At 63.9% G+C, this 26,036-nt stretch carries 20 protein-coding genes; 8 read left to right on the forward strand and 12 right to left on the reverse strand.

What is annotated here, in order from left to right; genetic code table 11:
* Window positions 1-96 precede the first annotated feature (96 nt).
* The 6 genes from AC57B5_RS02805 to AC57B5_RS02830 form a co-directional block, all read right to left on the reverse strand.
* On the reverse strand, window positions 97-1,050 hold the full coding sequence (locus AC57B5_RS02805; RefSeq protein ID WP_496398666.1) for a BRO-N domain-containing protein: 954 nt from the start codon (window positions 1,048-1,050) through the stop codon (window positions 97-99).
* Window positions 1,051-1,544: 494 nt separating this feature from the next.
* Window positions 1,545-3,956, reverse strand: coding sequence for a YecA family protein (locus AC57B5_RS02810; RefSeq protein ID WP_496398667.1), 2,412 nt, complete (start codon window positions 3,954-3,956; stop codon window positions 1,545-1,547).
* Window positions 3,957-4,318: 362 nt separating this feature from the next.
* On the reverse strand, window positions 4,319-9,703 hold the full coding sequence (locus AC57B5_RS02815) for an ATP-binding protein (protein WP_496398668.1): 5,385 nt from the start codon (window positions 9,701-9,703) through the stop codon (window positions 4,319-4,321).
* Between the two features lie 8 nt (window positions 9,704-9,711).
* Entirely contained in the window at window positions 9,712-10,944 is a 1,233-nt protein-coding gene (locus AC57B5_RS02820) for a hypothetical protein (protein ID WP_496398669.1), read from the reverse strand.
* Between the two features lie 428 nt (window positions 10,945-11,372).
* Window positions 11,373-12,353 carry an AraC family transcriptional regulator gene (locus AC57B5_RS02825; RefSeq protein ID WP_496398670.1) on the reverse strand — a complete coding sequence of 327 codons (981 nt, stop codon included), beginning with the start codon at window positions 12,351-12,353 and terminating at the stop codon, window positions 11,373-11,375.
* Window positions 12,354-12,445: 92 nt separating this feature from the next.
* Entirely contained in the window at window positions 12,446-12,769 is a 324-nt protein-coding gene (locus tag AC57B5_RS02830; protein ID WP_013802924.1) for a winged helix-turn-helix transcriptional regulator, read from the reverse strand.
* Window positions 12,770-12,919: 150 nt separating this feature from the next.
* Between AC57B5_RS02830 and gstA the strand changes: the two genes are divergently transcribed.
* The 4 genes from gstA to AC57B5_RS02850 all read left to right on the forward strand — a co-directional run bounded on the left by gstA (window position 12,920) and on the right by AC57B5_RS02850 (window position 17,909).
* Window positions 12,920-13,552, forward strand: a complete 633-nt coding sequence (gene gstA / locus AC57B5_RS02835; protein WP_496398671.1) for a glutathione transferase GstA — start codon at window positions 12,920-12,922, stop codon at window positions 13,550-13,552.
* A 204-nt stretch (window positions 13,553-13,756) separates the two neighbouring features.
* On the forward strand, window positions 13,757-14,293 hold the full coding sequence (locus tag AC57B5_RS02840) for a sigma-70 family RNA polymerase sigma factor (protein WP_043824270.1): 537 nt from the start codon (window positions 13,757-13,759) through the stop codon (window positions 14,291-14,293).
* Window positions 14,283-15,332, forward strand: a complete 1,050-nt coding sequence (locus AC57B5_RS02845; protein ID WP_496398672.1) for a FecR family protein — start codon at window positions 14,283-14,285, stop codon at window positions 15,330-15,332. Before AC57B5_RS02840 ends, AC57B5_RS02845 begins: the two co-directional genes overlap by 11 nt.
* Window positions 15,333-15,434: 102 nt before the next feature.
* A complete protein-coding gene (locus AC57B5_RS02850) occupies window positions 15,435-17,909 on the forward strand; it encodes a TonB-dependent siderophore receptor (protein ID WP_496398673.1) in 2,475 nt (824 codons plus the stop codon).
* 68 nt (window positions 17,910-17,977) lie between these two features.
* Here the strand turns inward: AC57B5_RS02850 and AC57B5_RS02855 are convergent, their stop codons facing one another.
* The 5 genes from AC57B5_RS02855 to AC57B5_RS02875 form a co-directional block, all read right to left on the reverse strand.
* The gene (locus tag AC57B5_RS02855; protein WP_207443774.1) at window positions 17,978-18,988 is read right to left on the reverse strand and encodes a hypothetical protein; all 1,011 of its coding nucleotides are present in this window, start codon (window positions 18,986-18,988) and stop codon (window positions 17,978-17,980) included.
* Window positions 18,989-19,064: 76 nt separating this feature from the next.
* Window positions 19,065-20,378, reverse strand: coding sequence for a hypothetical protein (locus AC57B5_RS02860; protein ID WP_123691540.1), 1,314 nt, complete (start codon window positions 20,376-20,378; stop codon window positions 19,065-19,067).
* Between the two features lie 449 nt (window positions 20,379-20,827).
* Window positions 20,828-21,319 (reverse strand): response regulator transcription factor, encoded by a 492-nt coding sequence (locus tag AC57B5_RS02865; protein WP_496398674.1) that lies wholly within the window; start codon window positions 21,317-21,319, stop codon window positions 20,828-20,830.
* Window positions 21,320-21,672: 353 nt separating this feature from the next.
* Window positions 21,673-21,912: a hypothetical protein gene (locus AC57B5_RS02870; protein WP_496398675.1), complete on the reverse strand. Its 240-nt coding sequence runs from the start codon at window positions 21,910-21,912 to the stop codon at window positions 21,673-21,675.
* 71 nt (window positions 21,913-21,983) lie between these two features.
* Window positions 21,984-22,526, reverse strand: a complete 543-nt coding sequence (locus AC57B5_RS02875; RefSeq protein WP_063326454.1) for a MarR family winged helix-turn-helix transcriptional regulator — start codon at window positions 22,524-22,526, stop codon at window positions 21,984-21,986.
* A 109-nt stretch (window positions 22,527-22,635) separates the two neighbouring features.
* On the opposite strand from AC57B5_RS02875, the gene AC57B5_RS02880 reads away from it, so the two are divergent.
* From AC57B5_RS02880 to AC57B5_RS02890, 3 genes are all read left to right on the forward strand, one after another.
* Window positions 22,636-23,487: an EamA family transporter gene (locus AC57B5_RS02880; protein WP_496399425.1), complete on the forward strand. Its 852-nt coding sequence runs from the start codon at window positions 22,636-22,638 to the stop codon at window positions 23,485-23,487.
* Between the two features lie 74 nt (window positions 23,488-23,561).
* Window positions 23,562-24,161 (forward strand): dihydrofolate reductase family protein, encoded by a 600-nt coding sequence (locus AC57B5_RS02885; protein WP_496398676.1) that lies wholly within the window; start codon window positions 23,562-23,564, stop codon window positions 24,159-24,161.
* Complete coding sequence (locus tag AC57B5_RS02890) at window positions 24,154-24,750, forward strand: TetR/AcrR family transcriptional regulator (protein ID WP_496398677.1); 597 nt, start codon at window positions 24,154-24,156, stop codon at window positions 24,748-24,750. Before AC57B5_RS02885 ends, AC57B5_RS02890 begins: the two co-directional genes overlap by 8 nt.
* On the opposite strand, the gene AC57B5_RS02895 is transcribed toward AC57B5_RS02890, so the two are convergent.
* Window positions 24,747-25,418 carry an ArsR/SmtB family transcription factor gene (locus tag AC57B5_RS02895; RefSeq protein WP_496398678.1) on the reverse strand — a complete coding sequence of 224 codons (672 nt, stop codon included), beginning with the start codon at window positions 25,416-25,418 and terminating at the stop codon, window positions 24,747-24,749. The two genes, AC57B5_RS02890 and AC57B5_RS02895, sit on opposite strands and share 4 nt — an antisense overlap.
* Before the next feature lie 114 nt (window positions 25,419-25,532).
* On the opposite strand from AC57B5_RS02895, the gene AC57B5_RS02900 reads away from it, so the two are divergent.
* On the forward strand, window positions 25,533-26,033 hold the full coding sequence (locus AC57B5_RS02900; protein ID WP_496398679.1) for a DUF2938 domain-containing protein: 501 nt from the start codon (window positions 25,533-25,535) through the stop codon (window positions 26,031-26,033).
* The last annotated feature ends 3 nt before the right edge of the window (window positions 26,034-26,036 follow it).

The raw sequence follows: 26,036 nt of genomic DNA on the forward strand, positions 1-26,036 counted from the left end.
ACCAGGCTTCACCCACTTCGGAATCAAGGCGCCGGAACACTGCCCGGCCAGCCGCTGGCCACTCCTGGGGCAAAGGAGTGGCATTTGACGCCCGCGTCAGTCGTGCCGCGCCATCAGGTCACGGCGGCGGCGCTCGTAGTAATGCCGCTGGCACTCGGCCGCCTCCTGCCAGGCCTGCCTGTCGATGGCCTCCTGCACATGGTCCGGCAGCGGCCGGGGCGCAGCCGCAGTCGCCAGCATGGCCTCCATGCCCTCCAGCGGCGCAAAGCCCAGGCAGGGCAGCTCGAACGGCAGCATGGGCTCCTGCGCATTGGCAAGAATGGCCCCCAGCGCCCAACGCGCCATGCGGTCGAAGAAGCCGTCAGGGTGCCCATGGTTCCAGTACCGCGCCATCTCCGGCCCCGCAAACCGCATGGCGTCATAGGCATGCCTGGGGTTGTGGCGGGCCAGCTCCACCACCTCGCTGAACCAGATCTCTCCAATCCCGTAGTGCTCATGCCCGCTGTTCACGCGCGGCGGCACAAACCACTGAATGCGCTCCCCCTTCGCATTGCGCCGCGTGAAAGACAGGTCATCGCAGGTGCGGATGCGGCGCAAGACCTTGGGCGCAGGCCCCGGGATCAGGCTCTGGGGCTGGTGTCTGTCATCGCCTCCGGGCTTGGTCTTGCGCTTGGTTTTGCTGCCTTTGGTTGATGCATCCGTGCCTGCCAGCACCTTGCGCTGCACCCAGCGCTTGAACCGCTTGGTGTCAGGGGAGGGGCTGGCCTGGATCAGTGCATGCAAGCCGTCCGCGTTGACGGCCGCCACGGCTTCGCGCCTGGGCTTGCGGCCGGGCTCGCTGGCAAGGCGGACGGTGCAGCGCTGGTCCTCAGCGAGCTTGCCGGTGGCCAGCTTGTGGCGGGAGATTCCCAGGGCGGTGCACACATCCTTGGCAAGAAGCCAGGTCACGCCGTTCTTGGAGAACGCGCGGATCGGGATGTTGCCGAAGTGGAGGGTTTGGGGGGTGATGTCGTCTGCGGGGACGGCACGGGAGGGGGATCGCAAAGCCATGAATGGCCTCCTATGTCAACACGGTCATAGGGTTGCCCGTCTGTCTTTGCCGCAATGGCTTTATGCAGCGGCGGGCAGCCCGGCCATAAACAAGACTTGCCCTGGATTGCAGGGCAAGACAAAGCGTATGGACGAAACGCCACTGACTTTCGGGAGTGACTTCCGCCTATGAAGGTGTGTTGAGCACCGGGGGGGATCGTAGCAGGTGGGGCGTGCGGGAGACGCTCAAAGCTGTTACGTAGGCGTGCTGGATGGAGGGTGCAGGGACGTGTTGAATGAGGGGCTTTGCAGTGAATTGCGAGGGCAACGTCACTGTTTTGGTTTCTTGGCAGTTCAGTCGTTCAAGGCCTGTGCGTCAGCAGTAGGCCACCGCAGGCGGTTGAACGACGGCTTCAGGCTGGGTGCCGTCACTCGCTGCTGATCAGTCGTACGACTGCTATTGGCTCAAAAGAGACATGCGTAGCGACTGGTTGCTGAGCAGTTTCCGCTCGCTGTTATTGACCGTGACACCTTTTGAATTTTGCGCCACTACCGCACGGACACGGATCATTCCGACCAGGTCTTTTTATCTTCCAGAGAGGTGCGGTGTTTTCCGGTTGCTTGAGACTCACCGCCCGTGTTGGGCGTGCCATTCGGGCTGCGTCTTCATAGATTGGGGTGTTTTCTTCCGTTCGTTCTATTGGTATGTGAACTGAGAACGCTTGGGCCTGGTGATAGGTTCCATCAGAACTAGCCTCTGCAAGGACGCCGACCACATTAGAAGCCTTAACGGCTAGGGAAGCTGCACTAGCCTTATCATTTACCTTTGCCCAGTCAATTGGCTGGCCATTTTTTTGTAGCCATACGAAGAGCGGGCCTCCTTCCCCAGTCAGAACAAAGTAACGGGTGGGATGCTGACTTAGTGTTTGACGAAGGTCAGTGAGCATCTTGGCCAGATTTCTTCGGCCTTCGCTTCCCAGATCACGGATATGACTCTCCGCAGACAGCCAACCATGCGCTCGGGTTACGTCAAGAGCCACAAGCAGCTTCCGCACCTCATCTGGGAAGTCCTGCGTCGGAAACGGCCTAGTCTCCCAGTCTTCACCCTCGAAGCTACTATCAACCATATTGCTCATGCCGTCCCAGATAAGAATCTTCCCTGTGCCGCTCTTTAGTTGCTCAGCAATATCCTGATCGAAACGGTTCTTTTTCAGGTACGCGCCAAGGTGGTCAATTTCGTCGAAGAGATGAGCTTGGCGCAGCCCCGCAACGGCTTGTCGCACCTCCATGTAATGGGTGAACTCGCCAGGTGTGGGCAAGAGTCGCTTGAGGACAAATAGATCGTCAATAGATAGCGAAACAAAGGCATGCCTCCCGAGTAGCGGCTCAACTTGCGGTAATTCCTTGCAGTATGCAGAAAAGGGCGAAAAAGACTCCACCGTCAACCCTATTGGCAACATCACTCGGTAGTCGGAGCGGCGGACACGACCACACTCTTCGTATTTACCGTTCTCCAAGCGATAGAGCAGCACTTCATCCGCGGAATTTAGGTAATTGAAGAAACGCTCACACTGCTTGTGCGCTTTAATTACCAAATCCTGAACAGATTGGGCGTGGCGGCGGAAATCAAGCGCTGGCGATGCTATGGAAGCGGCCGCACCGGCCTTGGCCTCAACTAAAAACAGCACGTCATCAATCAGGATGAGTGTGTCATTTTCGGACCACTGCTTGCTGGTAGGGTCCTTGTAGTAAATTTCCTGAAAAACGATGGCACCGGGAAGCTGAGCGGAAAGAATGTCAGCGAAGGCAGCTTCGCTCATCGTCTTCTGGCGATCCTCAAAGGTCTTCTTGTAGCCCGGTTTTCGCCGAAGCAGGTTGTAGAGAAGAGCACGATACCCCGCATCGCGAGCGAAACACGGATCGACGGCGTAGTAATCCGCCCCAAGCTGTATTAGGGGTTTCTTCCGAGCTGGCAGTGTCCGGTAGGGTGTCCCCGAAAAATCGCCCGCAGCGAAGAAGTCGGTTTCTTCACCGCGTTGGTACGCCAAGTCTGAAAGCAGCGTCGGTGGTAGTTTCGTATGACGGCTCACATTGGCAATGCCGCCCCGAAACATGTCGTCCATTGCCTGCCCAGCGGCTTCTGCCTGTTTTGCATTGGCCGCAACCCATGTCTCCATGGCGTCTTCCAGAGGCCTGCCCTGTGCCGCAGCGAAGGCATAAGCCGCCTCACACTGCTTCATCATCTCCATGCTGGCTTCGGCATGCCCCGAACGCGTGGCGTCGGCCATAGCCTGGAAACCGTCTCCGATATAGGCAGCGCCAACGCCATACACTTCTTCTAGGATATCGTTGTGAGGCGCCAGCACATAGCGGTAGAACTCACCCTCCAAAACTTGGTAGCGATTTCCGCGCATCATCACCCAAGTGGATTTAGCGCGAAATTCAATCTCTGCGGTGTGGGGGCCGAAGATTCCATCTTCGGTATCAGCAGATGTGACCATGGCGAACAACATAGCCCGCTCTCGCAGTTTGCGGCCAAGCTCAAATAGCTCTGCGCACTGACTTTCATCGAATTTAATTTCCGCAGGTGCGGGATCTGACGCGAGAACTGCATGTACGTACTCCAGCAAGAACTGGTTTTCGTTAATCAGGTCATCAGGGACGTCTGTTTGGCACTGCTCCTCGGCGGCGCTTTGGTCTTCCATCGATTTCATCATGCGCTGTGCGTAGATGTAGCCGAGCAAGTCATGCGGGGGCATAGCGACGATCAGCTCGCGCATGCGGGCGGATGTGGCTTCCATGTCTTTCAATAGGGAAGCTGCGGCCTCTTTTAATTTTCTTTCGTCCATAGCCAATTTATGCCTGATGTTTCTGAATCTGCAAGTCCGCTGAGAGGGCTGAAGCCGTGAAATACCAAAGGTATCCATGTGCTCATAGAGTCGAATTTAGCTTAGAAAGCACGGACGCGCGGACCTTCGGGATTGATACTTGCCATATCCAGAGTCGGTAGTACCGCGTTGAAGGCCTTGTCACACTCACCCTCCAGCCGCTTGAAGCGAGCGCGCAGCGTCTCGGGGATGGATCGCGCCAACCTTTCCTCTATGTCTTTCTCCGTGACCGAACCGTGAGCCCGGAGTGTGCTCTGTAGCAGCATTTAGGGGACGACGGCGCCAACTCGCATTACTCTGGCGGGATGCCTCAAGAGCTCGTATCGTCAGGTGCAATGCTCGATTAGCAACTGCGCTGAACCCGCGCAATCCATTAGGGGGTAGCCGACTCATCCTCTAACTCATTCGCGTGGGGGCAGGCGCACGCCGCGGAAGGCTTCCATCTGCTGCAGCGCAGCGCTGCGACGGTCGCCGAGATCTACCAAAGCATCCAGGACATATAGAAACTTCCTCGCCAGTTCCGCCGGCAAGGGCTGCGGGCGGTCCGCATGAGCCTGCACGAGTGCCGCCACCGCGGCCGGAATGCCCGTGCCTCGCCACCCCTCGGGCAGGCGCCCATCCACCAGTTGCGCGAGGATCTGGTCGACAAAGACCTCTGCCGGATACGCTGCGCCTGCGCGCTCGCACAGGTTCATGAACTGGGTCGCCACGTACGGTATCCAGCCACCTTTCCGGAAAAGTTTGTCCACCAGCGGCAGCACTTGTGGCAGGTCATCCCACCGCCCGTTGGCGAACCGGGTAGCCCCGTTCGCGCCATCGATGGCTACACACAGCAATACCTTGATCAATTCGGGCATGTCGAAGCCACTGATGCTTCCGTAGCCGTACCCGGACCGGCGGAAGTCGCGGTGCTCCAGCACCCGGACAAGAACTGTGTCCAGAATGCCCAGCACGCCTGGATCCATACGAGGCGCATCTAAGATGGCAGAGGCGGCAAGGGCGCTGGTAAACGGGGCGAGTATACGCATCGCTGTCTCGTCGGGCTGATCCAGGATGGCCGTGAGCAACTTGGCGCGAAACTCTGCTGCAGGAAGCTGCTCCGCGACGCCTGCCAACAACCGGCCCAATTGGCGCTGCCATTGAAACTGGTCCGAACTGTCACGTCCCCTGCCGCGACGCTGTTCCGTGCGCCACGCAGGGTTTATGGTGTCCAGGGTCCAATCGACGAACCCCTCCAAAGATTCGACGTAGCGATCCCTCGCCGGGCTCTGCATGACAGCCGCTACCGGGACCCGCTTCAACACCTCCGATGCAAAATCACTGAGCCAGATATCGTCCGATCGGCGCCATCCATCTTCTTCCTGGTGCCGGCGCACATCCCCGGCCTCCCGTGGGGCCTGCGTCCAGGACGGCAGGGGCTGCACCCACGACGGAAAACTCTCGGTGGATACCAGGTCGTCCATCGCCTCGGACAAGGCAAGCATCCTGCGCACCTCTTCCAATCGAGCGCGGGCCGGTGCATCAAGCCTGTGATCGCCGGACGCGCGTCGGTAGCGCGCAAGGCGAAGCCCGAGGTTGAAGCCGCACCAGGCGAAATGCGGATCATGTGCCCAGCAACTGGCAATTCCATCGAGCGCCGTCAACGCGACCACCTCGAGAGGGTGCGTCACCAACCGGTAGAGCGCCTCGCGATCAGTTGCGTGCGCCTTGCCGCCTCGGAGGACGGCCGCTAGGGCCCTGGCCACAAGCATCTTCGGGTGCCAGGGAATCCGGGACCTGGCGAAAATGTCGTCCCGGGGCGGCTCCACTTGGTCGCGATAGTCCTTTAGCGTGGCGCGAGCCCAGTCGATGTGTTCAGCCGGCCCGTCGAAGCACATCACGACCGCCGCCGTGCCGGCGATGCAACCATGCGCCACCGCATGGTCCGGCATCAGCGACGCCGCCGTTCCCGCGGCGACCGCCGTGGCCATCGCCGTCGCGCGCTCAACGGCTTCGGTAATCGACAAACCCGGCGCCAACGCGTCCGATTCGAAACACTTCTCCACCCACAACCACAGCTGCGACTCACGGGAGACCTCTTCGTAGTGCTGCCGTGCCGCCAGGATGTCCGGAGAGGAATGCCGGGCGCTGCGCAACTCGATGCCGACCACGTCGTCCCGGCCGGCGATTGGGACGGGGACGTAGTTTTCCTCGCGGCCGAACTCGGCCCACAACTCCGCATCGCGGCGCAGCTCGGCCAAAAGTTCTTCGCTTTGCGCTTGCTCTTCGTACTCCGGCTCCAGTTCGGCAGGGAAACGATCCAGGGCGGCCCGCAATGCCCCGCGCAGCGCCGTGTCCGGCCCCAGCGCAAAGAGTTGCGCAAGCCAGCGGATGTCTATGCCTCGCTCCGGCAAGTTGCCCGCCTCGACGACCGCCTTGTGGTGCATGTCGTCGCTATCGAAGCCGATGAGACCGGCCGAGCGTAGCTGTCGCTCCTGCCGACTGCGCCCCACGTCCAGACGCCACAGCCGGTGGCTGGCCACCAGCGGCAGGCTCACGACAGAGACCTCCCTCGATCGCAAGGCGACGAGCATCGCCACACTCAACACAGCGACACTGGAGTGACCCTCCACCACCTCGCGCAAGACTTTGGTCGCGGGCTGGCCCGAAGATAGCTGCCCAAGTGCCCAACGTTCCAAAGCCATCGTTGCGCACTGAACCGCATTTGGCCCCCCATGGCCACGCGCCCACACGTAGTGGTGAGCCCCCCCCCAGAAGTTCTGTCGACCCCACGGAAATGCCAGCACGAGCGGGGCAGGCGTGCCGCCGCGCCGAGTGTGCCGGTGTAGCTGGCGCCAGGCCAACGCCGCGTGGTTCGCCAAGTCGCGCACTAAGGCGAGCCCGACGGCAGGTGCGTGCGTCAACAGTGCATAGAACGGCTCGCGCATCGGCGATGCCGGAAAGTACCCTTGCAGGTCGCCGCCGATCGACAGTCGGTCCCAATCATGATTCGAAAATGACCGGCTCGATATGATCGATATCGGCAAGTGGTCGAGCGCGCGTTGTTCGTTGCGGGTCCGCTCTGCCTCCGGTTTGGCTCGGATGGCGGCGATACGGGCCGCGCGATCCCTCGACTCCTGCCGCTCCCTGGACGCCTGGTCATCCGGCAGCTCGTTCAGGAAGCTCCTGCGGGCGACCTGCGCCAACAGTTCCGGATGGGTCTGCGCGAGCAGTGGCGCGTGCGACATTACCTCTTGGAATGAAGACTCGTTGAACCGCTCGATCGGCTCAATCTTGACCAGGTAGGCGCGAACCACCTCGGGGAAGCAGCGCGCTGCACGCAGCACAAGGGATCGTAGTTCCGAATCGAGGCCCGAAGGCGCACGCACGGCCGGCGCTTCGGGTCCCTCTTCGTCTGCCGAGTACCACCGCGGGGACGCGCGGACATCCTCGATCGCGTGCAGCCAGACAGCGCACTGGTCCACGATCCGCCGTGAGATCGGGTTAGGGAGGTCCATCAGCGGCACCTGCCACGTCATGAACAGCGCCACGAGATCGGGCAGGCAGGCGTCCGGCAATTCGGCGGCATGGTCGAGCGCCCAGGTCAGCAGGCGGCCCCAGGCACCGAAGTCCGATGGCCACCCGAGCAGGTCGGCGATCCGGATGCGATCGGTCGAGGTCAGGTTTTCGCCACCCATCTGGCCCGACAGCACAAGCGGATTCGTGGTCGTCTTCTCGGCCCGCACCCACACCAGCAGCTTGCGCAGTAGCCGGTGCTCTTGCGCCGAGAGAGTCCCCGTGAAGGATTCCGCGTGCTCATTGAAATCGGGGGAAAACACCGGTGCGATGAGCCATGCCCGCAACCACTGCGGTCGCAAGGTGGGCGCCTCAAGCGCTTGCAGCTGTTGCGCCCACGCCGCCGGCTCGCCGTACATGGTCTGCGACAGCAGCTCTACCGTTCGCGCCAGCGCGGGCGGCTCTCCGGCGGCCGTCAAGACGGAAATCCAGTTCTCACCTTCGTCGAGCAGCAGGTGCAGAAGCGCCCATTCGAAAAAGATGTCATGCGCGAACTGCGCCGTGAGGCCGGACCGGACTTGCTGCACCAGCCCATCCAGCTGCAACGCCGGAAGGACAGCCTGCGTGGCCGGTGAAAGGGTACGAATTCGAATGTCCCGGCCGAGATCGGGTGCACTGCGTTGCGCGAGTTCGATCAAGGCCTGCTGCCGCGCCAAAACCTGCGCGTCATGCGCGTCGTAACCGCCACGCGCCCACCACGCGTTGATCAGGTCGAGCTCGGAACGTGGCACAAAGCCCACAGGGTAGGCCGCGCTGGTGAGGTTCCTGGCCAGCACCGAAGCGAAGAACGGACGGCGCGCGAGCGACCGAACCCTGTCGTCGCCCCCGATCAAGAGCGGGCGTAACGCGGGCAGGCTCGCGACGAGCCCCGCCGCCTCGTCGTCCGACAAGTCCCGGACATCGACGTAGCCGACACCGCTGCCCGAGATCAGTGCCGGGGGCACCCAGTTGCGCAGCGGCTCGATGCCTGCGTCTCGCGCCGTCGCGACGATTCGCCATTCGGCAAGCGCCGGGCTGGCCAGGATCTGCCCCAAAAGGTCGGTGACGACCGCCCGCTGCTCCGGCGCGATGCGGTCCAGGCCATCGATGAACAGAACCGCGTGGCCGGTTGCCGCGACTTCAACCAGCAGCGGCTCGATGGCGACGGTGGAAAGCCCCATCGCAACAGCGTTTTCGGCCCAGCTGCCACCGGAAAGCCGGTTCGCCGTGAGCAACAGAGTGGTTCCATCAGTGGAGCACCGCACCAGCAGGTCGCGCAACAGGACTGTCTTGCCGGTGCCTGGCAAACCCTTAATCAGCGTCAATCGGTGGCGACCCATTTCGACCGCCAAGGCCGCCCGAAGATCGATCCGATCAACGTGCGCGCCGCCAATGTCGTGAGCCTGCTGCGCCAGCCAGTGGCGGCTGCTCTCGCGCAACACCTGCAGGTCGCCGGCCAAGGCCGGGACGCCGGCGAAACGGTAGCCGCTGGGCAAGCGCCGCAGCACCGAAGCGCGGCTGAACTCTTCCCTGCGGCCCGCTCCATCACGCGCGAGTTGCCGCAGGTGGCCCCATAAATCCTGCGCCCGTCCCTGCTGCACAGCCGCCAGCGCTCGCTGCAAGCCGGCGAGGACGGACGCCTCCGTGGTCGAGCCTTCATGCAACAGATCGAACTTGATGAGAATCAGGTGCGACAGCAGCCGATGCAGGGCTTCGTCCGGCAGCGAGCCGGCATCGGCCAGTGCGCAGGTACGTACGGCATCGACGATTGCCTGGTGCGCCTGCGACGCCCCACCGCCGCCGCCGAATCGCTGGAAGAAGGAAGCCGGTGACTCGGAGGCGCGCGCCCACTCGCATACGGTGGTGAAGTTGCGGTACGCGTCATCGGAGATATTTCCCACGGCCGCACCTACCCGGTCGACGTGCTCGCGGAAATCAGTCTTCTGCAACGTCTGCCAACTGCGCTGGATCACCTCGCGGAAGTCGGTGTTGCTGGCAGCGTCTGAAACCGTCAACGATCGCTTGATCTGGAGCGACAGGCGCATCAGGGAGTTGTCGGCCGGCGCGAGGGCATCGACGATCACATCGTCGAGGGGCTCCCCGGCACCCGCCTGCTGCTGCGCGACGCGCTGCACCACACGTGCATCCAGGCCCGGCGCGGTGGTGCCGCTGACGAGGGCCGTGAGGTAGCAAGCCGCGGCGGCATCCTCAAAGGTAAATCCGGCGCCGCCGGTGAGTTCAGGCGATGGCATGGTGGGCGTTAAGTCGGCTTCAACTCATCATAGGAAGTCGTGTCGCGAACCACGCCTTCGACGTAGGCCAGGCACGCCGCGACGTCCGCACTCACGAAGCAGTCGAACTGCTCAAGAAGCCCCAGGTCGGGCCTGCTCACCAGCGTGCATAACGGGCCTTCCGTGAAGAAGGCGTCACAGTAGGCAAGCGCCGCACAGGCGTGCTGAAAATCGAACAGGTCATTGGCCTTCAGCGCCTGCCCCTTGTTCCACCGCACGGCAGCATGCAGGGTGGCGTTGATGTGCAGCGTGCGCAGGGCTTTCCGGCCCGCCTCCGTTCCAAAGGCGCCCACCAAGAACGCCAGGCACTGCAGATCGACCTCCGCGCGCTCTGGTGTTCCCTCCTTGGGCAAGGGTCCCGCCTCGGGCGGTAGTGTGGGCGCAAGGATGGTGGCCAATTGACCGGCAAAGAGGTCCAGCACGCCGACCAGTTCGTGCTGGTAGGCAGTCTTCATGTTTTTGAGGCTGTCCGCATGGGTGCGGATCTGCTCGTTCACCAAGCGGGTGGTCTCGCGAAAGCGCAGCGGGTCAGCATCCACGAACTTGTCGCCGAGCATGTCGCACACCTGGATTAGTGTGACGTCGTCCCACATGTGGTCGAAAAAGGCTTTGCGCATGGCTAGGCTGGTGGCTGGGTCGAAGGCCATCGACACCGGATCGACGAAGCCCATCACATAGGCGGGCTTGGACCACACCAGCTCGCGCAGCGGATCGACCGCCTCCGGCGTTCGGGCCGCATGCACGTAGTGCGCGATCTCGGTGCCTACGCGCATGTCATAAGTGAGGAGGGTGGCGCCAAGGCTCAGTTCGCTGATCAAGTCGGCTGTGGCGGCGCGCGACTGCGGATCGGCCTGCTTGAACATCTCCAGAAAGGTGCTATCGGTAATCGGGCAAAACATCTGGCCCGCAGCCACGGCGCCGCGCAAAGCACACAGGAGACTCATCATCACCCCAGGCGTTTCGAAACGCGCTGCATCGCGCAAACCGATCCAGAATCGCAGGTCAAGGTACACCGCCTTGCGGGTCATCAGGCTGCGGCCGAAAGCGTGGACGCGTCGGCGCCTATGCTGCTCCCAGCTGAACTCGGGGGAAGCACGGTGCCGCTCGATGGACGAGCCGATCTTGCGCGGGTTAACGCCATGATGACGGCCGGAATATGCATCGGCGGACGGGCTGTCTGCATCAGGGGGAGGACTGGACATGGGGCATCATGTTGCCAGCTTCATCATGTCGGTTGCGATTGCGTTGCAAGCTGGAGCGGTTTGGGCACTGGCAGCCGCCACGCGGCTGGCTACCTCGACCGCAGGCTAGCTGATGATAGGGCCAGTTCCGACTGCGACAGAACGCCCTGCCAAGGCGGGCTGTAAATGCAGGCAACTGACATGCGATCGGGCCCATGAGATAGTCCCTTGACTCTCGGTCCCTACTGTTGCTTATTGCCCCACTAAAGCAGTTCTCTCTGCATCACTTTTGGGTGGCGCTTGTTTGCCACAGAGCTGACATTGAGAGCATGTCCTCGGCTGCCGGAAGACGCCGACACCTGACGGCTAAGGTCCAACGCCTGCAGCGGGTAGTGGATTCACCTGGCCAACCCAACACATTCGTCAAACCTCAACCGGCTTGAGTCGCTTTACAGCGCCCGAACCGGAATGCAAATGTCGCAGCAGAACTCGCCGGTGTCGGCATCCATTGCGGTGACCGCAGAAAACATCTCAAAGCAAGGCCGGTCGTCGCATTGCATGCCGCTGGACGGCATCCATTCACGCGTCAGCCACATCCAGGCGTTGGCCAGGCCCTCGGGCTTCCCTTTGAATCTCGCCACGGCGTAACGGCCGCCCGGCAGGGATTGGGTGTCCACCTGGCCGCTGGCGATGAAATGCGCGGGGACTTCCACGCAGGCGTCATAGCGGCATTTGCTGGCGGGTGTGAGAGAGGGGTCGTCATAGCCTATGCCGTAGCACGTTTGATCGCTGAGGCCATTGGAGTGCATCCACGGCGCAATGGTGCCTCTCCAGAATTGGCCTATGGCTGGCCCATAGGGGCCGATCAAGCGTTGATAGGCGACATGTGCTTTGGGTAGATCAATGATGCGGACGTCCATGGCGAGTTCTTCCTTCAGGTGACAAGAGCCCTGAGGTTCGCCGAACGCGCATGGGTCTGTCTGATGGAGATTGCCGAAGACCTGATCAGGATTGCTCTCCTGGCTGCCTTGCGGCTGTCCGATGGCGGCCGCCTGGGTTTTCAGCCGCTCAAGCGTGGTGGAGCGCCAGGCCGATGGCGTGCAGCCAAACTTGAGTTTGAAGGCGCGCGCAAATGCTTCGCCCGATTGGAAGCCGGTGGCCAGCGCGGTTTCAAGCACGGTTTCCTTGCTGCCGCAGGACAGCCGGAACGCCGCTTTCTCAAGCCGTCGCCGCTGCGCATAGCTGCCCAGCGTTTCTCCCATCCATGCCGCGAAAATTCTGTGAAAGTGGAAGCGTGAGAAATTGGCGATGTCGGCCAGATGTGCGCCATCCAGAGGCTGATCCAGGTGGGCATCGATGTAGTTGAGCACGCGATTGATCCGTCGCGCGTACTCGGCGCGGGATGCCTGCTCGGAAGGCTTGTTCGTCATGGTCGTTGTTCTTCAAATCACAGTGCATGCGGCGATGGGGCCTGCCTGTCAGCAGGGGGGCGGATGGAGACAACCAGCCGGCGCAGTTCTCGTCAGGCCGGCGCCTTCCCCTTCACCCACAACCCAAACTCCTTCATCACCCCCACCACCGGCTTGAGCCGCTCCCCATCCTGGGTCAATTCGTACTCCACCTTGATCGGCGCCGTGGGGTAGACCGTGCGCTTGACCAGGCCCGCTTCCTCCAGCGCGCGAAGGTCCAGGGTGAGGGAGCGTTGGGAGATGCCGGGCATGTCGCGGCGCAGGTCGTTGAAGCGGCGGGGGCCGTCGATGAGGTAGGAGGCGATGAGCAGCCTCCAGCGGCCGCCCAGCAGGCGCATGGCTTCTTCCACGGAGCAGCCGGAGATGTTGGATTTCATAGCACATTCATCATAGGCAGGCGGCAGGTATATTTTTTTAACCTATGGGCCGTTTTATTGCCTTCTTCCAGATTTATCCCTGGTGCATGACATTGGCCAGGGGCTGTGCCTGAACGCGCAGGCCCCTTGTTCCATCACCAGAGAAACTCCATGAAGCTGTATTACCTGCCGGGCGCCTGTTCGCTGGCGCCGCACATTGTCCTGAACGAGCTGGGGCTTGATTTCCAACTGGTCCGGGTGGACCACAAGACCCACCAGACGGAAGACGGCAGGGACTTCCTTGCGCTCAGCCCGTTCGGCTACGTCCCCCTGCTGGAGTTGGACGACGGCAGCCTGCTGCGGGAAGGGCCCGCCGTTCTGCAGTACCTGGCGGACCTGCGGCCTGCGTCGCTTCTGGTGCCAGTCCAGGGCAGCCTTGAGCGCTATCGGCTGCTGGCGTGGCTGGCCTTTCTGAATTCGGAGATCCACAAGGGCTTCATCCCGCTGCTGTATGCAGTGGCGGCGGGAAAGTACGGCGTGGAGACGGCCAAGCCCAAGCTGGAGCAGCGGTATGCCTGGGTGAACGCGCAACTGGCCGGCAAGCGTTACCTGATGGGCGATGGCTTCACCGTGGCCGATGCCTATCTGTACGCGCTTACGCAGTGGGGGCAGGCGCCGTGGCTGGAGTCGGTCTACAAGACGAGCATTCGTTTCGATGGCCTGGAGCATCTTGCAGCCTGGTACGCGCGGATGCGGGAGCGGCCTGCCGTGCGCCAGTCGCTGCAGGCGGAAGGTTTGCGATAGGGTGGGGCAGGGCACATGGCGGTGCGCTGGACTGGCTTGGCCGTATCCGCCGCACCGTTGCCCGCCGGTCCATGCCTGCCACCGCGCCCGTTGTGGCCACGCCGCAGACTGATACGCATGCGTTCTGTCTCGATAGAATGCGTTTCATTCTCAATTCCGCCGCTGCGGCTGCCGCCTTGCCCCGGGCGCAGCGCAGAAGAAACCGTGTCTTCCACCGAATCCGCGCTGCAGCAACGCATGGCTGCCCTCTATGCCGACCACCATGGCTGGTTGCGCGGCTGGCTGCGGCGCAGGGTGGGCAATGCGTTTGATGCGGCCGATGTGGCGCATGACACGTTTGTGCGCATCCTGGCGTCGCGCGATGCGCTGCTGGGCATGGCGGAACCGCGGGCCTACCTGACGACCACGGCGCGGCGGCTGCTGGTGGACCGGGCGCGGCGCCAGGCCATGGCGCAGGCCTATCTGGATGAGCTGGCGCTGGTGGCGCAAAGCCTGCCCGGCTATCCGGCGCCCGAAGAAATCCTGATGGCGGTGCAGGCGCTGGAGCAGATTGGCGCTGCGCTGGAGGGGCTGGCCGAGCGCCCGCGCGAGGCGTTTCTGCGCCACTACCTGGACGAGCAGCCGCAGGCCGAGATTGCACAGGGCCTGGGTGTTTCCACGCGCATGGTGCAGAAGTACCTGGTGCAGGCGCTGCTGCACTGCCGCGCCCATTGCCCTGCCGTGGCCGAGCATGTCCGGTAGAGCGGAGCGCATGCCCGGCACAGGGCCGGATGACGATGCCCTGGCCGAGCAGGCGGCGCAGTGGCTTGTGGCGCTGACGGGCGATGACGAGGCCGAATGCGCCACGGCCCGCGCGGGCTTTGAAGCATGGAAGCGTGCCGACCCGCGCCATGCGGCCGCCGCCCTGGACATGGAGCAGTTTCTGGACCGCCTGCAGGCTGCGCGCAGCGGCCCGGCCGGCAGCCGGCCAGCCCGTGCGGCGCTGGATGCGTCGGGCAGCGCTGGAAGAAAGCAGGTTGGGCAGACACGCCGGGCTCGGCGCACGCGGCGTGCCGGCGCGGCCCTGATGCTGGCTGCCGTGCTGGCCTTGCCGGCCTGGGTGGCATTGCAGGCCTGGCCACCGGGCTATCTGATGGCGGACCTGCGCACGGCCACAGGCCAGTGGCAGACCCGGGCGCTGGCGGATGGCACACGCATCACCCTGGCCAGTGGCAGCGCGGTGAACCTGCGTTATGACGAGCGACGCCGAACGGTGGAGCTGGTGCAGGGCGAGATTCTGGTCGATGTGGCCCGTGATGCATCGCGCCCCTTTGTGGTGGAGACGGCGCAGGGCAGCCTGCGTGCGCTGGGCACGCGCTTTGTGGTGGACCGGCAGGCCGATGCCACGGTGTTGAGCGTGCTGGAGTCGCGCGTGGCGGCGCAGGCCGCTGCGGGCGGCCAGGACTCCGCCACGGTGGATGCCGGCCAGCGTGTACGCATCACGGACCACGGCCTGGGGCCCGTGCAGGCCATGGACGCCCGGGGCCTGGCGGATGCCTGGCGCCAGCACCAGCTGGTGGTGAGCGACCAGCCGCTGGCCGAGGTGCTGGATGCGCTGGCCCGCCACCGGCCCGGCCATATCCGCTACGACAGCGCACAGATCCACCACCTGCGCGTGAGCGCCGTGCTGCCGCTTGACGATACGGACCGCGCGCTGCAGCTGCTGATGAGCAGTTTTCCCGAGCTGCGCATTCGCACGTTGACACCGTGGCTGGTGCTGGTGGATGCGCCCGGGTCCTGAGGGGACGATTTCAAAATTCTTTTGCCGATCCGGTTCGCCTTTCCGCAGTTCGTGCGTCAAGCCCTGGAAGACACCAACGAACCAAGGAAGGAATCCTCTGCCATGCCATTGCCGATCAACGCAGGCCGCAGCCGCCCCCCGTCGCTGCCCGGGCGGTTCGCCAGGATCGCCATCGCCGCTGCGGTGGCGGCGCTGGCTGCCACGGGAACGGGGGCCGCGGTCGCGCAGGCCCCCGCGCAGCCCATTGCCTATGACGTACCTGCCGGCCCGCTGGCCGATGCGCTCAACCGCTTTGCGCTGCAGGCGGGCGTGGCCATTGCCATCGATGCCAATCAGTTGCGCGGCCTGCGCTCCCCCGGGCTGCAGGGCCGCCATGGCGTGGAAGAAGGCTTTGGCGTACTGCTGCGTGGCAGCGGCTATGCGCTGGCCAGGACGCCCGGCGGCTATGTGCTGCGGGCCGCACCGCAGCCCGCGCCTGAGGCAGTGTCTCCGGCAGCCAGGGAGATTCCGCGCCTGCCTACGGTGACCGTGAGCGGGGCGGTGGATGCCGAGACGGCCACGGGGCCGGTGCCCGGCTATGTGGCCCGGCGCAGCGCCACGGCCACCAAGACCGATACGCCGCTGGAGGAGACGCCGCAGTCGATCTCGGTGGTGACTTCGGATTTCATCAACGCCAGCGGGGCGCTGCGGCTCAAGGATGCGCTGGCCTATACGCCGGGCATCAATGTGTCGCCCTGGGGTGCGGATTCGCGCTTTGACTGGACCATCATCCGCGGCTTTGATGCGCAGACGCCCGGCTACTACCTGGACGGCCTGCCGCTGCGCAACAACAACGGCTGGGCCGTGTGGCAGACGGAGAACTACGGCACGGAGCGCATCGAGGTGCTGCGCGGCCCATCCTCGGTGCTGTATGGGCAGACGGGGCCGGGCGGCATGGTCAACGTGGTCAGCAAGCGGCCCACGGGCGAGCCGCTGCGTGAGCTGCAGGTGCAGGTGGGTAACCATGGGCGGCGCCAGGTGGGCGGGGATTTGGCGGGGGCGCTGGATGCGCAGGGCACGCTGCAGTACCGCGTGACCGGCATGGTGCGCGATGCCGAGCTGCAGGCCAGCGGCCTGCCCAATGACCGGGTGTACCTGGCGCCTTCGCTGACGTGGAAGCCCTCCACCGATACCTCGCTGACCGTGCTGGCGCACTATCTGCGCATACGCGATGGCAGCTCCTACGGCAGCTTTCCCGAGGTGGGCACGCTGCTGCCCAATCCCAACGGCAAGTTCTCGCCGGGCACCTATGTGGGCGAGCCGGGATTCGACCATTTCAATCAGGACCAGTGGATGCTGGGCTATCTGTTCGAGCACCGCCTGAACGACACCTGGACGCTGCGCCAGAACGCGCGCTACGGCGCCATCAAGGTGGACTACCAGCAGGTCTACAACCAGAGCGATTTCGCCATCGTCAACCCTGCCGACCCGCTGGACCCGGCCAATTTCCGGCGGCTCAACCGCTTTCCGTTCGGCAGCAAGGAGCGGGCGCGGCTGCTGACCATAGACAACCAGGCCCAGGCCAAGCTGCGGCTGGGCGATTGGCAGCACACGTTTCTGGCGGGGCTGGACTACCAGGGCTCGCGCAATGACCAGCGCACCTACAACGCGGGCACGGTGTCGGGCATCGACGGCTATGCGCCGGTGTATACGAACGATGTGGTGCCCGGTGATCCCTGGTTCGACGCCCGCACGCGGCTGACACAGACGGGCATCTACCTGCAGGACCAGATCAAGTGGAACGATTGGGTGGCCACGGTGGGGGGCCGGTATGACAGCGCCTCGGCCACGGTGAGCAGCCATATCGACGGCAGCCGCACGCGCATCAACGACCACAAGTTCACCAGCCGCGCGGGGCTGGTCTATCTGCACCCCAGCGGCTGGGCGCCCTATGTGAGCTATTCCGAGTCGTTCTCGCCCACGGTGACCATGGACCCGGAGACCAATACGCCGCTCAAGCCCGAAACCGGGCGCCAGTACGAGGCCGGCGTGCGCTATGTGCCGACAGATGGAAAAGGCCGCTACAGCGCCGCCATCTTCGATCTGCGCCGCAGGAACTACATCACCTACACGCCGGAGTTCCTGCCCCGGCAGACCGGCGAGATTGCGGTGCGCGGGCTGGAGCTGGAGGCCGCGTTCCAGCCGCTGAAGAACCTGAACGTGATCGCGGCCTATACCTATACGCCCAAGGCCATCGTCACGGCCAGCAGCACACCTTCGGAGGTTGGCAAGCAGATGCAGGCGGTGTCGCGCAACCAGCTGTCGGTATGGGCCGACTACCGCTTTGCAACCGGCTTGCGGGTGGGGATTGGAGCGCGCTACATGGGCTCCAACCGCGGCTACCAGGAGTCGGCAGCGGCCCCGCTGCCTTCGTACACGGTGGTGGATGCCCTGGTCGCCTACGACCTGCAGCGCTGGAGCCTGGCGCTGAACCTGCGCAACCTGGGCAACAAGGCCTATCTGAGCAACTGCAGCGCAGGCAGCTGCCGCTACGGCGAGCTGCGGCAGGCAGTGGCCACGGCCACCTATCGTTGGTAGACGGGGGCTGGGGTGACGGTGGACATGACGGTGGACATGACGGTGGATATGGCGGTGGACGTGACGAATCACGCCAAGGTTTCAAGGCTCACGGCCACGATGACGGGGGCAGGGTCCGTGTTCACGAGGCGCAAGGCCTGGTTTGGCTGTCCGTCTCCGCTTGCTCGCTGAACCGTCACACCCATGGCCTGCACGGTGTCAGCCTCGTCCAGCGTCTGGCGCAGCGAGGCGGGTATCGGCGCTGCGGCAGTGAAGTCGAAGCGGGGTTTCAACGCGACGTAGAAAGTTGACACACGGCACGCCATCAGGCCGCCAGGCCCGAAGAATACGCCTGCATCCGGCACCAGGCCGCGACCCAGCGCCACCATCGAGGCGTCGTACCAGCTGCCGGGGTAGATCGGCACTTGGTCCCAGCATTCAGAGGTGATCGTGACCGTCTCCAGCGAAGCTGCGGGTAGCGCAAGGACGCGGCCGGAAGCGTCCAGGGCCTGCAAAGACGCCGGAGCCTGCGGCCCTGCGCCGGATGTGTCGTTGAGATTCAAGCGCAAGGTGCCGGGGTTTGCGATCGTGCCGACAGCCACTGCTGCGCTCCACTCCGACGAACTCTTGGGCAGTGTCCAGATCGGTTTCCACTGGAGGTAGCCGGTCTCGTACACCTTGGTCCATCCCACCGGAGTGGGCGAGTATGCAGGTTCGCCCGCAGGCGTTGCCATCTTCTGCATGGCGCCTGCAAGCATCGACTGATAGGGAAATTTGCAGGCTTCGAGTACCTGCAGAAAGGTCTTGTATCCCTGCGAAAAGCTGCGCCCCGACGCTTGGTACAGCGCGCCATTGGCAGCGGACTGGGGCACCGTGTCTGCAAAGAGAAACTGCGCGTCGGCCATGGTGCCGGTCACTGGATCCGGCCAGTTCCACGCGGTCACCGGCATCAGCATCTGCCCCCGCACCAGCGGCGCCGAAATGGATGCCGAGCGCTTGAACACCATGCCGGTTTTCGGCCCGCTCGGTACGCTTGGGGCCCTTGGGGGCGGAGGCACCAGATCAGCCAGGCCGCCGAGGAACTGATGGATCACGTTCATGAACGCTGTCTCCGGTTGACGGGGGTGAGCGGGGTGGGCGGGACCCGCCAGTCCCGCCCACCCGCTGGTCTTCAGGTCAGTGGATGCCCGGGAAGTCGACGATCACGCCGATGATTTGCGGGTTCACCGAGGTGCTGCTTCCCTTGAAGGTATTGGCCTGTGCGGTGCTCTTGGTGTACTCGGACTGGTGACCGCCCGTGCCACCGAAGGTGAAGGGTCCGATACGCACACCCGCGCTGGCCTCGAAGGCCTGCTTGTTCTGCTGATAGGTGTTGGCGCTCATCGTGATCTCGAACGAAGGCTTGTAGACGACCAGCAGCTCGGACACCCGTGCCGCGACGATGCCGTTCGGGCCGAACAGGGAGCTCGATCCCGGGCCACCGTTTGCCACCCACGGGGCGACGATGGTGTAGCCCTGGCCGTTCGGCCCCTGCTGTGCCTTGGCCAGTTCGCTCATGAAGCCGCCCGGGTACCAGTCGCCCGGATTCACCTTCACGCGGGTGGAGGACTCGCAGCTGATCTTCACGGCCGAGCTCGAGTCCTGGTTGAACAGGTCGGACTTGCTCCAGCCGCCCGATGCGTTGACGCTCCAGAAGAAGTTGCCAACGCTGGTCGAGCCCTTGGCAAACGAGGACTTGAAGTCGCTGCTCGATTGCGAAGATTTCATCGCGATCGAGAACGCGCCTGCGCTGCCGTTGCTGAGCGATGCGCGCCAGTCCGCGCCGTTCGTGTCGATGTGGAAGTCCGGCTGCCAGCGCAGGATGCCCGCGCCATCCGGCACCTTGGTCCAGCCTGCCGGTGCGTTGTTCGTGGCGGGGTCGCCCGACGGCGTCTGCATCATGTCGATGGCGCGCTGCAGATCGCTGGGCATGCTGGCCCGCTCCAGCTCCATCTTCATCTTGACCGCCTGGTTGTAGGCGTTGGTGGCCGCCTGGATGGTGGCAACGTAGGCAGTAGCCTCCGGCGCGTTGCTGATCCACGTGTTGATGTCAGGGTAGCGGGCCGCGAATATCAAGCCGCCGTTCTGCTTTGAACTCAGGTAGACCTGGTTCATGTCGCTGTTGGCCTTGACGATCGCATTGCTTTTCTGGACGCACAGGTTGGCCAGCGCTGTCTGATCGGCCTGCTGCTCGGGGCTGACCTTGAATGTCACGTGACCGAAGATCTGGCGAACGGCGTCGAAGAGCGTCGCATCAAGGCTGCCGTACTGACCGATCGCAGACCACTGCGGCATGCCGCTGACGACCTGATAGGCCGCCGCGTCCCATTGCCCGGTCGGAGCCGTGCCCCAGCTGAAGTCCTTGGGGGTGCCAAGCAACTGGAAATTCGGGGTGCCGAGGTTATCGACAAGGGCGTTGTACAACTGGCTGAACATGGCTTGATCTGACATGGCGTGCAATTCCTGAAATTGAGTGGATAGGGAGCGGCATGAGGTTTGAAGTCATGAACGCTTTTCTTTGCCAATGAGAATGATTGCCCGGTATTGGGCCTAAGGCATGGGGTGCTTGGGGGAAATCTCAGGTGGTGACCGCGAAGAGTGGTTCATGGCGGGATACTCCTTTGAGTTGCGTGCAGGAATCCGACACGTGGGCGCCGGGAAGATGCCTCGACGGACGCTGACCGTAGAGGCGAAGAGGTGAAGGGATATGAGCCTTTGCAGCCTTTCAAGGCTCGCGCGGATATTCCATATCAACCGCGCAAACCTGGAATGCACTGGCGCCTGCTGAAGCCGTCATAAGTATTCGTTGGACTCATCATGCCCAATTGCATCAGGAGGATGGAATACTTCCAATGTCGTATTCGGTGAGTACGGACAGGCGATGCACGCTGGCCTGGATATCAGATGCTGCCGCCATTGCGAGTTGCCGTTGGCGCGAATGTCTGCAACTGGGCGGTGCTTGTCAGGCCCAGTTTGCGCAGAATGTTTTCGCGATGCTTGCGCACGGTCAAGTCACTGAGATAAAGCGAACGTGCGATCTCCTTGCTGGTCTGGCCCGCCAGCACGTGCACCATCACCTCCTGCTCGCGGGGAGACAGAGGGAGCGGTGAGCGGGCAGCGCTCAACCAGCCGTGCCGCTTGGCATGCGTGACGAGTTCTACGGCATTGCGCAGGCCCAGCCGCGTGCACATATTGCTGCGGTGCTTGCGTACCGTGTGTTCGCTGATGCCCAGCGTGTGCGCAATGTCCCTGCAGCCGAGGCCCTTGGCCATCGCTTCGAGTACATCGATTTCGCGCGCGGTGAGTGCAGACGCGATGACTTCATCTGCTATTGGATGCGCAGCATCGAGATGGCATTCGCTATTTGCTAAAACTATTTCCGATCTATCCATGGTATGTCTCCCATTTTTTATGTGCCGATGCCATAGGGCTATTCCACGCCGAAGCCTCGGCGAGACTGCTTTGCACAGTGCCGTTTGAAAGATTGAATAACTCGCTAAACCGCCTGTTTACCGCCTGAGTAAACTGACGTCATGCCATTCGTGTGAAAATTGTGCGGTAAAGGATCAGCCGGAAAAAGCCTGAACATTGGACGATTAAAAATCGCGCGCATTCAGCCTGTGGCAGCTTTTTGTATCCAAGGCGGGAGATTAGTAAACCATTATCAAGATGGTGTAGTGCGTTGAGGGAGTATCAAAGTCGTTTGAGAATCTGTTATCGCCATTTCACCGTTGGAATGGACATCTTAGTGGAAATCTCTGGCGAAATCATTACATCTGGCTACAAAATTCGACGCCAAGGTTTTTGCAGCAGATTGTGGGAAAGCCAATGGTCTTCTGTGGATCGCGCTTGCGTGATCAGGATTTTCTGGCATTGCCCAGCCGAGTCCAGGATGCGGGCTGTTGCGCAGGTCTTGAGACATGCGGGTAAGCAATTCCTGCCATGGCGTATCGAGAAGCGGCTGGGTGCCTGCGATGTGCTTCAAGGGAAGCACATCTTTTGCCAAAAGCGTTCCCGGGTCATGACGAAGGGCTGAGCACCACGACCATCGCCAGTTCAGGGGGCCGGGCGGGTGCCCTCGTCAGGCCCGCCCTCCAGCACGCGCAGCAGCAGGGACAGCCGCTGGTCCAGCGCGGCCAGTTCGGCAACGGGCATGGGCGCCAGCATGGCGCGCTCGTTGTCCAGGTGCGCTTCCACCGCGCGGTCTATCAGCTCCAGCCCCTGGTCGGTGAGCTGCACCAGCATGCTGCGCGCGTCCTGCGGGTTGGGCAGGCGCTGCACCAGGCCGCGCGTCTCCAGGCTTTTCATGCGGTGGGTCATGGTGCCCGAGGTGACCATGAGCGTGGAAAACAGGGCCGTGGGCGTGAGGCAGAAGGGCGCGCCCGAGCGGCGCAGCGTGGCCAGCACGTCGAATTCCCACATGGTCATGCCGAAGCGGGCAAAGCACTCTTCCAGCCGCTGCTCCAGCAGGGCGGCGCAGCGCTTGATGCGGCCTATGGGGCCCATGGGGCTGGCGTCCAGGTCGGGGCGTTCGCGCGCCCATTGTTCGAGGATGGTGTCTACCCGGTCGGGAAGGCGGGGGAGGGTGGGTTTCGGCATTTGTCTTGATTTTAAGATAAGTCGTGCATAATGGATTTGTCTTGAATTGAAGATAAATGCCATGTCCTCCTCGCCATCCTCTTCTTCCGCACCCTCGGCCAGCCCCGCCATGTCCTGGCGCGACATCCTGCTCACCGCGCTGGCGCCCGCCATCTGGGGCTCCACCTACATCGTCACTTCCGAACTGCTGCCGCCAGACCGTCCGTTCACGGCTGCGCTGATCCGTGTGCTGCCGGCCGGGCTGCTGCTGGTGCTGTTCACGCGGCGGCTGCCAGCGGGTTCGGGCTGGTGGCGGCTGCTGGTGCTGGGCGCGCTGAACATCGGCGTGTTCCAGGCGCTGTTGTTCGTGGCGGCCTACCGGCTGCCGGGCGGGCTGGCGGCCGTGCTGGGTGCCGTGCAGCCGCTGCTGGTGATGGCGCTGGCCTGGGGCGTGGACGGGCGGGTCCCCGCGCGGCTGACGCTGTGGGCCGCCGTGGCCGGGATTGCGGGCATGGCAGTGCTGCTGTTGTCGCCGCAGACGGTGTTCGAGCCCGTGGGCATGGCGGCGGCATTGGCGGGTGCGGTGTGCATGGCGGCCGGCACCTGGCTCACGCGGCGCTGGCGCGTGGACTTGCCGGTGCTGGCGCTGACGGGCTGGCAACTGCTGTTTGGCGGGCTGATGCTGCTGCCGCTGGCCTGGTGGGTGGATGCGCCGCTGCCCGCGCTGTCGCTCACCCAGCTGGGCGCCTATGCCTACCTGTGTCTTGCCGGCGCGCTGCTGGCCTATGTGCTGTGGTTTCGCGGCATCGGGCGCCTGCCTTCGGTGGCCGTGTCTTCGCTGGGCCTGCTGAGCCCGCTCACCGCCGTGGTCCTGGGCTGGGCGCTGCTGTCGCAGTCCATGACGGGCATGTCTTTCCTGGGCCTGCTGGTGGTGCTGGCCAGCGTGCTGGCGGTGCAGTGGTCTGCTTCGCGCGGTGCCTGAGCATGGGAACGGTTGGCAAGGGGCTGCGGATTATTTATCATACGGTGTATGTTTAATTGGATGGAGAGATCGCCATGGCACCCGCAAAAGCCCTCAGCAATGCATTCGGCAAGGTCTTCATCGCCACTTCGGTGGATGGTTTCATTGCCCGGCCCGATGGTTCGCTGGACTGGCTGCCGGCCGGGGGCGATGGCGGCGAGGATTACGGCTATGCGGCCTTCATGAAGACGGTGGACGGCATCGTCATGGGCCGCTCCACCTATGAAAGCGTGCTCGGCTTCGAGTCCTGGCCGTTCGACAAGCCCGTGGTGGTGATGAGCCGCACGCTGGGCTCGGGCGATGTGCCTGTGCACCTGCGCGGCAAGTTGCGCATCACGTCCGCCCAGCCTGCCCAACTGGTGGCCGAGCTGCGGGCCGAGGGCTGGGGCAGCGCCTATATCGACGGCGGAGCCGTGATCCGCGCGTTTCTGGCGGCGGGTGAGGTGGGCGAGATGACTATCACCCGCGTGCCCGTGCTGATTGGCGCGGGGCGGCCGCTGTTTGGCGATATTGGCTGCGATCTGCGGTTGACGTGCCTGGCCTCCCAGGCCTATCCCAGCGGCATGGTGAGCACGCGCTACCGCGTGGAGGCGGGCGGCCGGGTCATGGTGCGCAACGGTGGCGGCGATGAGTGAGCCGGCTGTACCGGCTGTAGGGGCTGTACCGACTGCACAGGCTGCACGGCGCGGGCGCCCCTCGGCCGGGCGCTCGCTCAGCCGTGATCAGGTGCTGGATGCCGGGCTGGCCTTGCTGGAGGCCGTGGGCGCGCAGGGCTTTGGCCTGCGGCCGCTGGCGCGGCAGCTGGGCATTACGCCCATGTCGGTGATCCACCATGTGGGCGACCAGCAGGAATTGATGCGCAGCCTGGTGGAGCGCGTGCATGGCCAGCCGCTGGCCGAACCGCAGCCCGAGCTTGCGCCGGCGCAGCGCGTGCAGGCGCTGCTGGTGGGCTACATGGAGCGCGTGCGCCGCCATCCGGCGCTGACGGTCTGCATTCTGGGCGACCCGGCCCTGTTCACCGATTCGCTGGCCGCCTTCACGCAGCGGCTGCGCGGCGAGGTGCAGCAGTGCGAGCCCGGCGAAAACGAGGGCGATGCCGCCGTGCTGCTGGACCTGCTGATCGACTACACGCATGGCCATGCGCTGGCTCTGGCCCTGTCGGGCGAGGGCGCGCAGGCCTTGCATGGCCGGTTCGAGCAGGGGCTGGCGCGGCTGCTGCGCTAGGCGCCGGCCTCCACGCGCAGGCCGGCCTGCTGCCAGCCGGTGAAGCCTGCCTCGAAGCGCCGCGCCTCCCGGCCGCTGGCGCGCAGCGCCGTGACGGCATTGGCCGAGAGCACGCAGTACTGGCCCCCGCAATAGGCCACGATGTCCTTGTCGGGCGGCAGCGCGTCCAGCTCGCCTTCCAGCGCTTCCAGGGGAATGTTGAGGGCCCCGGGCAGGTGGCCCTGGGCGAATTCCGCTGGAGGACGCACGTCCAGCACGATGGTGTCGTCCATCTGCATGCGCTGCAGCAGCTCGTCCAGCGCAACGGCTTGCAGGCGGTCACGCTGGCGCAGGCTGTCGGAGACCACGGCGCGGATCTCGGCGTGGCGGAATCGCAGATAGTCGTGCAGCGCATCGATGATGCCGGTGATGGGCCCGTCGCCCAGCCGGTACAGCACATGCTTGCCCTCGCGCCGTGTGAGCACCATGCCCGCGCGCTTGAGGTGCTGCAGGTGCTGGGAGGTGTTGGCCACGGACAGCCCGCACAGCTCGGCCAGGCGCTCCACGGGCTGCTCGCCTTCGGCCGCATGGCTCAGCAAGGTGAGGCGGTGGGCATGGCCCAGGATGCGCGCCAGGTCGGCCAGGTCGGGGAAGGCCTCGATCGGTACAGGGCTGCTTGACGAATTCATGGGGGATAGCCTAGCATCACGCAAACATTCAATCAATTAATTGAATGTATTGTTCATTGTGCATGCGGTGGCATCCAAGGAGGCCGCTGCAAACCTGCAAGAGAGTGAAAAGACATGTTGGATGTGTCGGAATTCCTGCTGCGCGCCGTGCTGACGGGCGCAGGCGCGACCTTGGTGATGGATGTGTGGGCGCTGCTGCTGCAGCGTCTGTGGGGCGTGCCTTCGCTGGACTACGCCATGGTGGGCCGCTGGCTGGGCCATCTGCCGCGCGGCCGGCTGGTGCATGCCGGCATCGGCCGGTCCGCGCCGGTGGCGGGTGAGAAGGCCCTGGGCTGGGTGGCGCACTATGCGATCGGCGTGGCCTTTGCGGCAGCCCTGATGGCCCTGGCGGGTGAGGGCTGGGCCCGGGCGCCCACGCTGTGGCCGGCCCTGGCCTGGGGCGTGTTCACCGTGGCCGCACCCTTCCTGGCGCTGCAGCCGTGCATGGGGGCGGGGCTGTTTGCCCGCAAGACACCCAAGCCCGCCGTGGCGCGGCTGCGCAGCCTGATGGCGCACACGGTGTTCGGTCTGGGCCTGTTCATCGCGGCCTGGGCCGTCTCGCAACTGCGGGGCTGAGCG

The sequence above is a fragment of the Delftia sp. BGA-UO-ETr-SB1 genome (genome assembly GCF_059567865.1).

What these genes read in the sequence shown, in the direction of transcription:
- AC57B5_RS02805 (WP_496398666.1), bottom strand. Translation starts at nt 1,050, where the DNA reads ATGGCTTTGCGATCCCCCTCCCGTGCCGTCCCCGCAGACGACATCACC.
- AC57B5_RS02810 (WP_496398667.1), bottom strand. Translation starts at nt 3,956, where the DNA reads ATGGATACCTTTGGTATTTCACGGCTTCAGCCCTCTCAGCGGACTTGC.
- AC57B5_RS02815 (WP_496398668.1), bottom strand. Translation starts at nt 9,703, where the DNA reads ATGCCATCGCCTGAACTCACCGGCGGCGCCGGATTTACCTTTGAGGAT.
- AC57B5_RS02820 (WP_496398669.1), bottom strand. Translation starts at nt 10,944, where the DNA reads ATGTCCAGTCCTCCCCCTGATGCAGACAGCCCGTCCGCCGATGCATAT.
- AC57B5_RS02825 (WP_496398670.1), bottom strand. Translation starts at nt 12,353, where the DNA reads ATGACGAACAAGCCTTCCGAGCAGGCATCCCGCGCCGAGTACGCGCGA.
- AC57B5_RS02830 (WP_013802924.1), bottom strand. Translation starts at nt 12,769, where the DNA reads ATGAAATCCAACATCTCCGGCTGCTCCGTGGAAGAAGCCATGCGCCTG.
- gstA (WP_496398671.1), top strand. Translation starts at nt 12,920, where the DNA reads ATGAAGCTGTATTACCTGCCGGGCGCCTGTTCGCTGGCGCCGCACATT.
- AC57B5_RS02845 (WP_496398672.1), top strand. Translation starts at nt 14,283, where the DNA reads ATGTCCGGTAGAGCGGAGCGCATGCCCGGCACAGGGCCGGATGACGAT.
- AC57B5_RS02850 (WP_496398673.1), top strand. Translation starts at nt 15,435, where the DNA reads ATGCCATTGCCGATCAACGCAGGCCGCAGCCGCCCCCCGTCGCTGCCC.
- AC57B5_RS02855 (WP_207443774.1), bottom strand. Translation starts at nt 18,988, where the DNA reads ATGAACGTGATCCATCAGTTCCTCGGCGGCCTGGCTGATCTGGTGCCT.
- AC57B5_RS02860 (WP_123691540.1), bottom strand. Translation starts at nt 20,378, where the DNA reads ATGTCAGATCAAGCCATGTTCAGCCAGTTGTACAACGCCCTTGTCGAT.
- AC57B5_RS02865 (WP_496398674.1), bottom strand. Translation starts at nt 21,319, where the DNA reads ATGGATAGATCGGAAATAGTTTTAGCAAATAGCGAATGCCATCTCGAT.
- AC57B5_RS02875 (WP_063326454.1), bottom strand. Translation starts at nt 22,526, where the DNA reads ATGCCGAAACCCACCCTCCCCCGCCTTCCCGACCGGGTAGACACCATC.
- AC57B5_RS02880 (WP_496399425.1), top strand. Translation starts at nt 22,636, where the DNA reads ATGTCCTGGCGCGACATCCTGCTCACCGCGCTGGCGCCCGCCATCTGG.
- AC57B5_RS02885 (WP_496398676.1), top strand. Translation starts at nt 23,562, where the DNA reads ATGGCACCCGCAAAAGCCCTCAGCAATGCATTCGGCAAGGTCTTCATC.
- AC57B5_RS02890 (WP_496398677.1), top strand. Translation starts at nt 24,154, where the DNA reads ATGAGTGAGCCGGCTGTACCGGCTGTAGGGGCTGTACCGACTGCACAG.
- AC57B5_RS02895 (WP_496398678.1), bottom strand. Translation starts at nt 25,418, where the DNA reads ATGAATTCGTCAAGCAGCCCTGTACCGATCGAGGCCTTCCCCGACCTG.
- AC57B5_RS02900 (WP_496398679.1), top strand. Translation starts at nt 25,533, where the DNA reads ATGTTGGATGTGTCGGAATTCCTGCTGCGCGCCGTGCTGACGGGCGCA.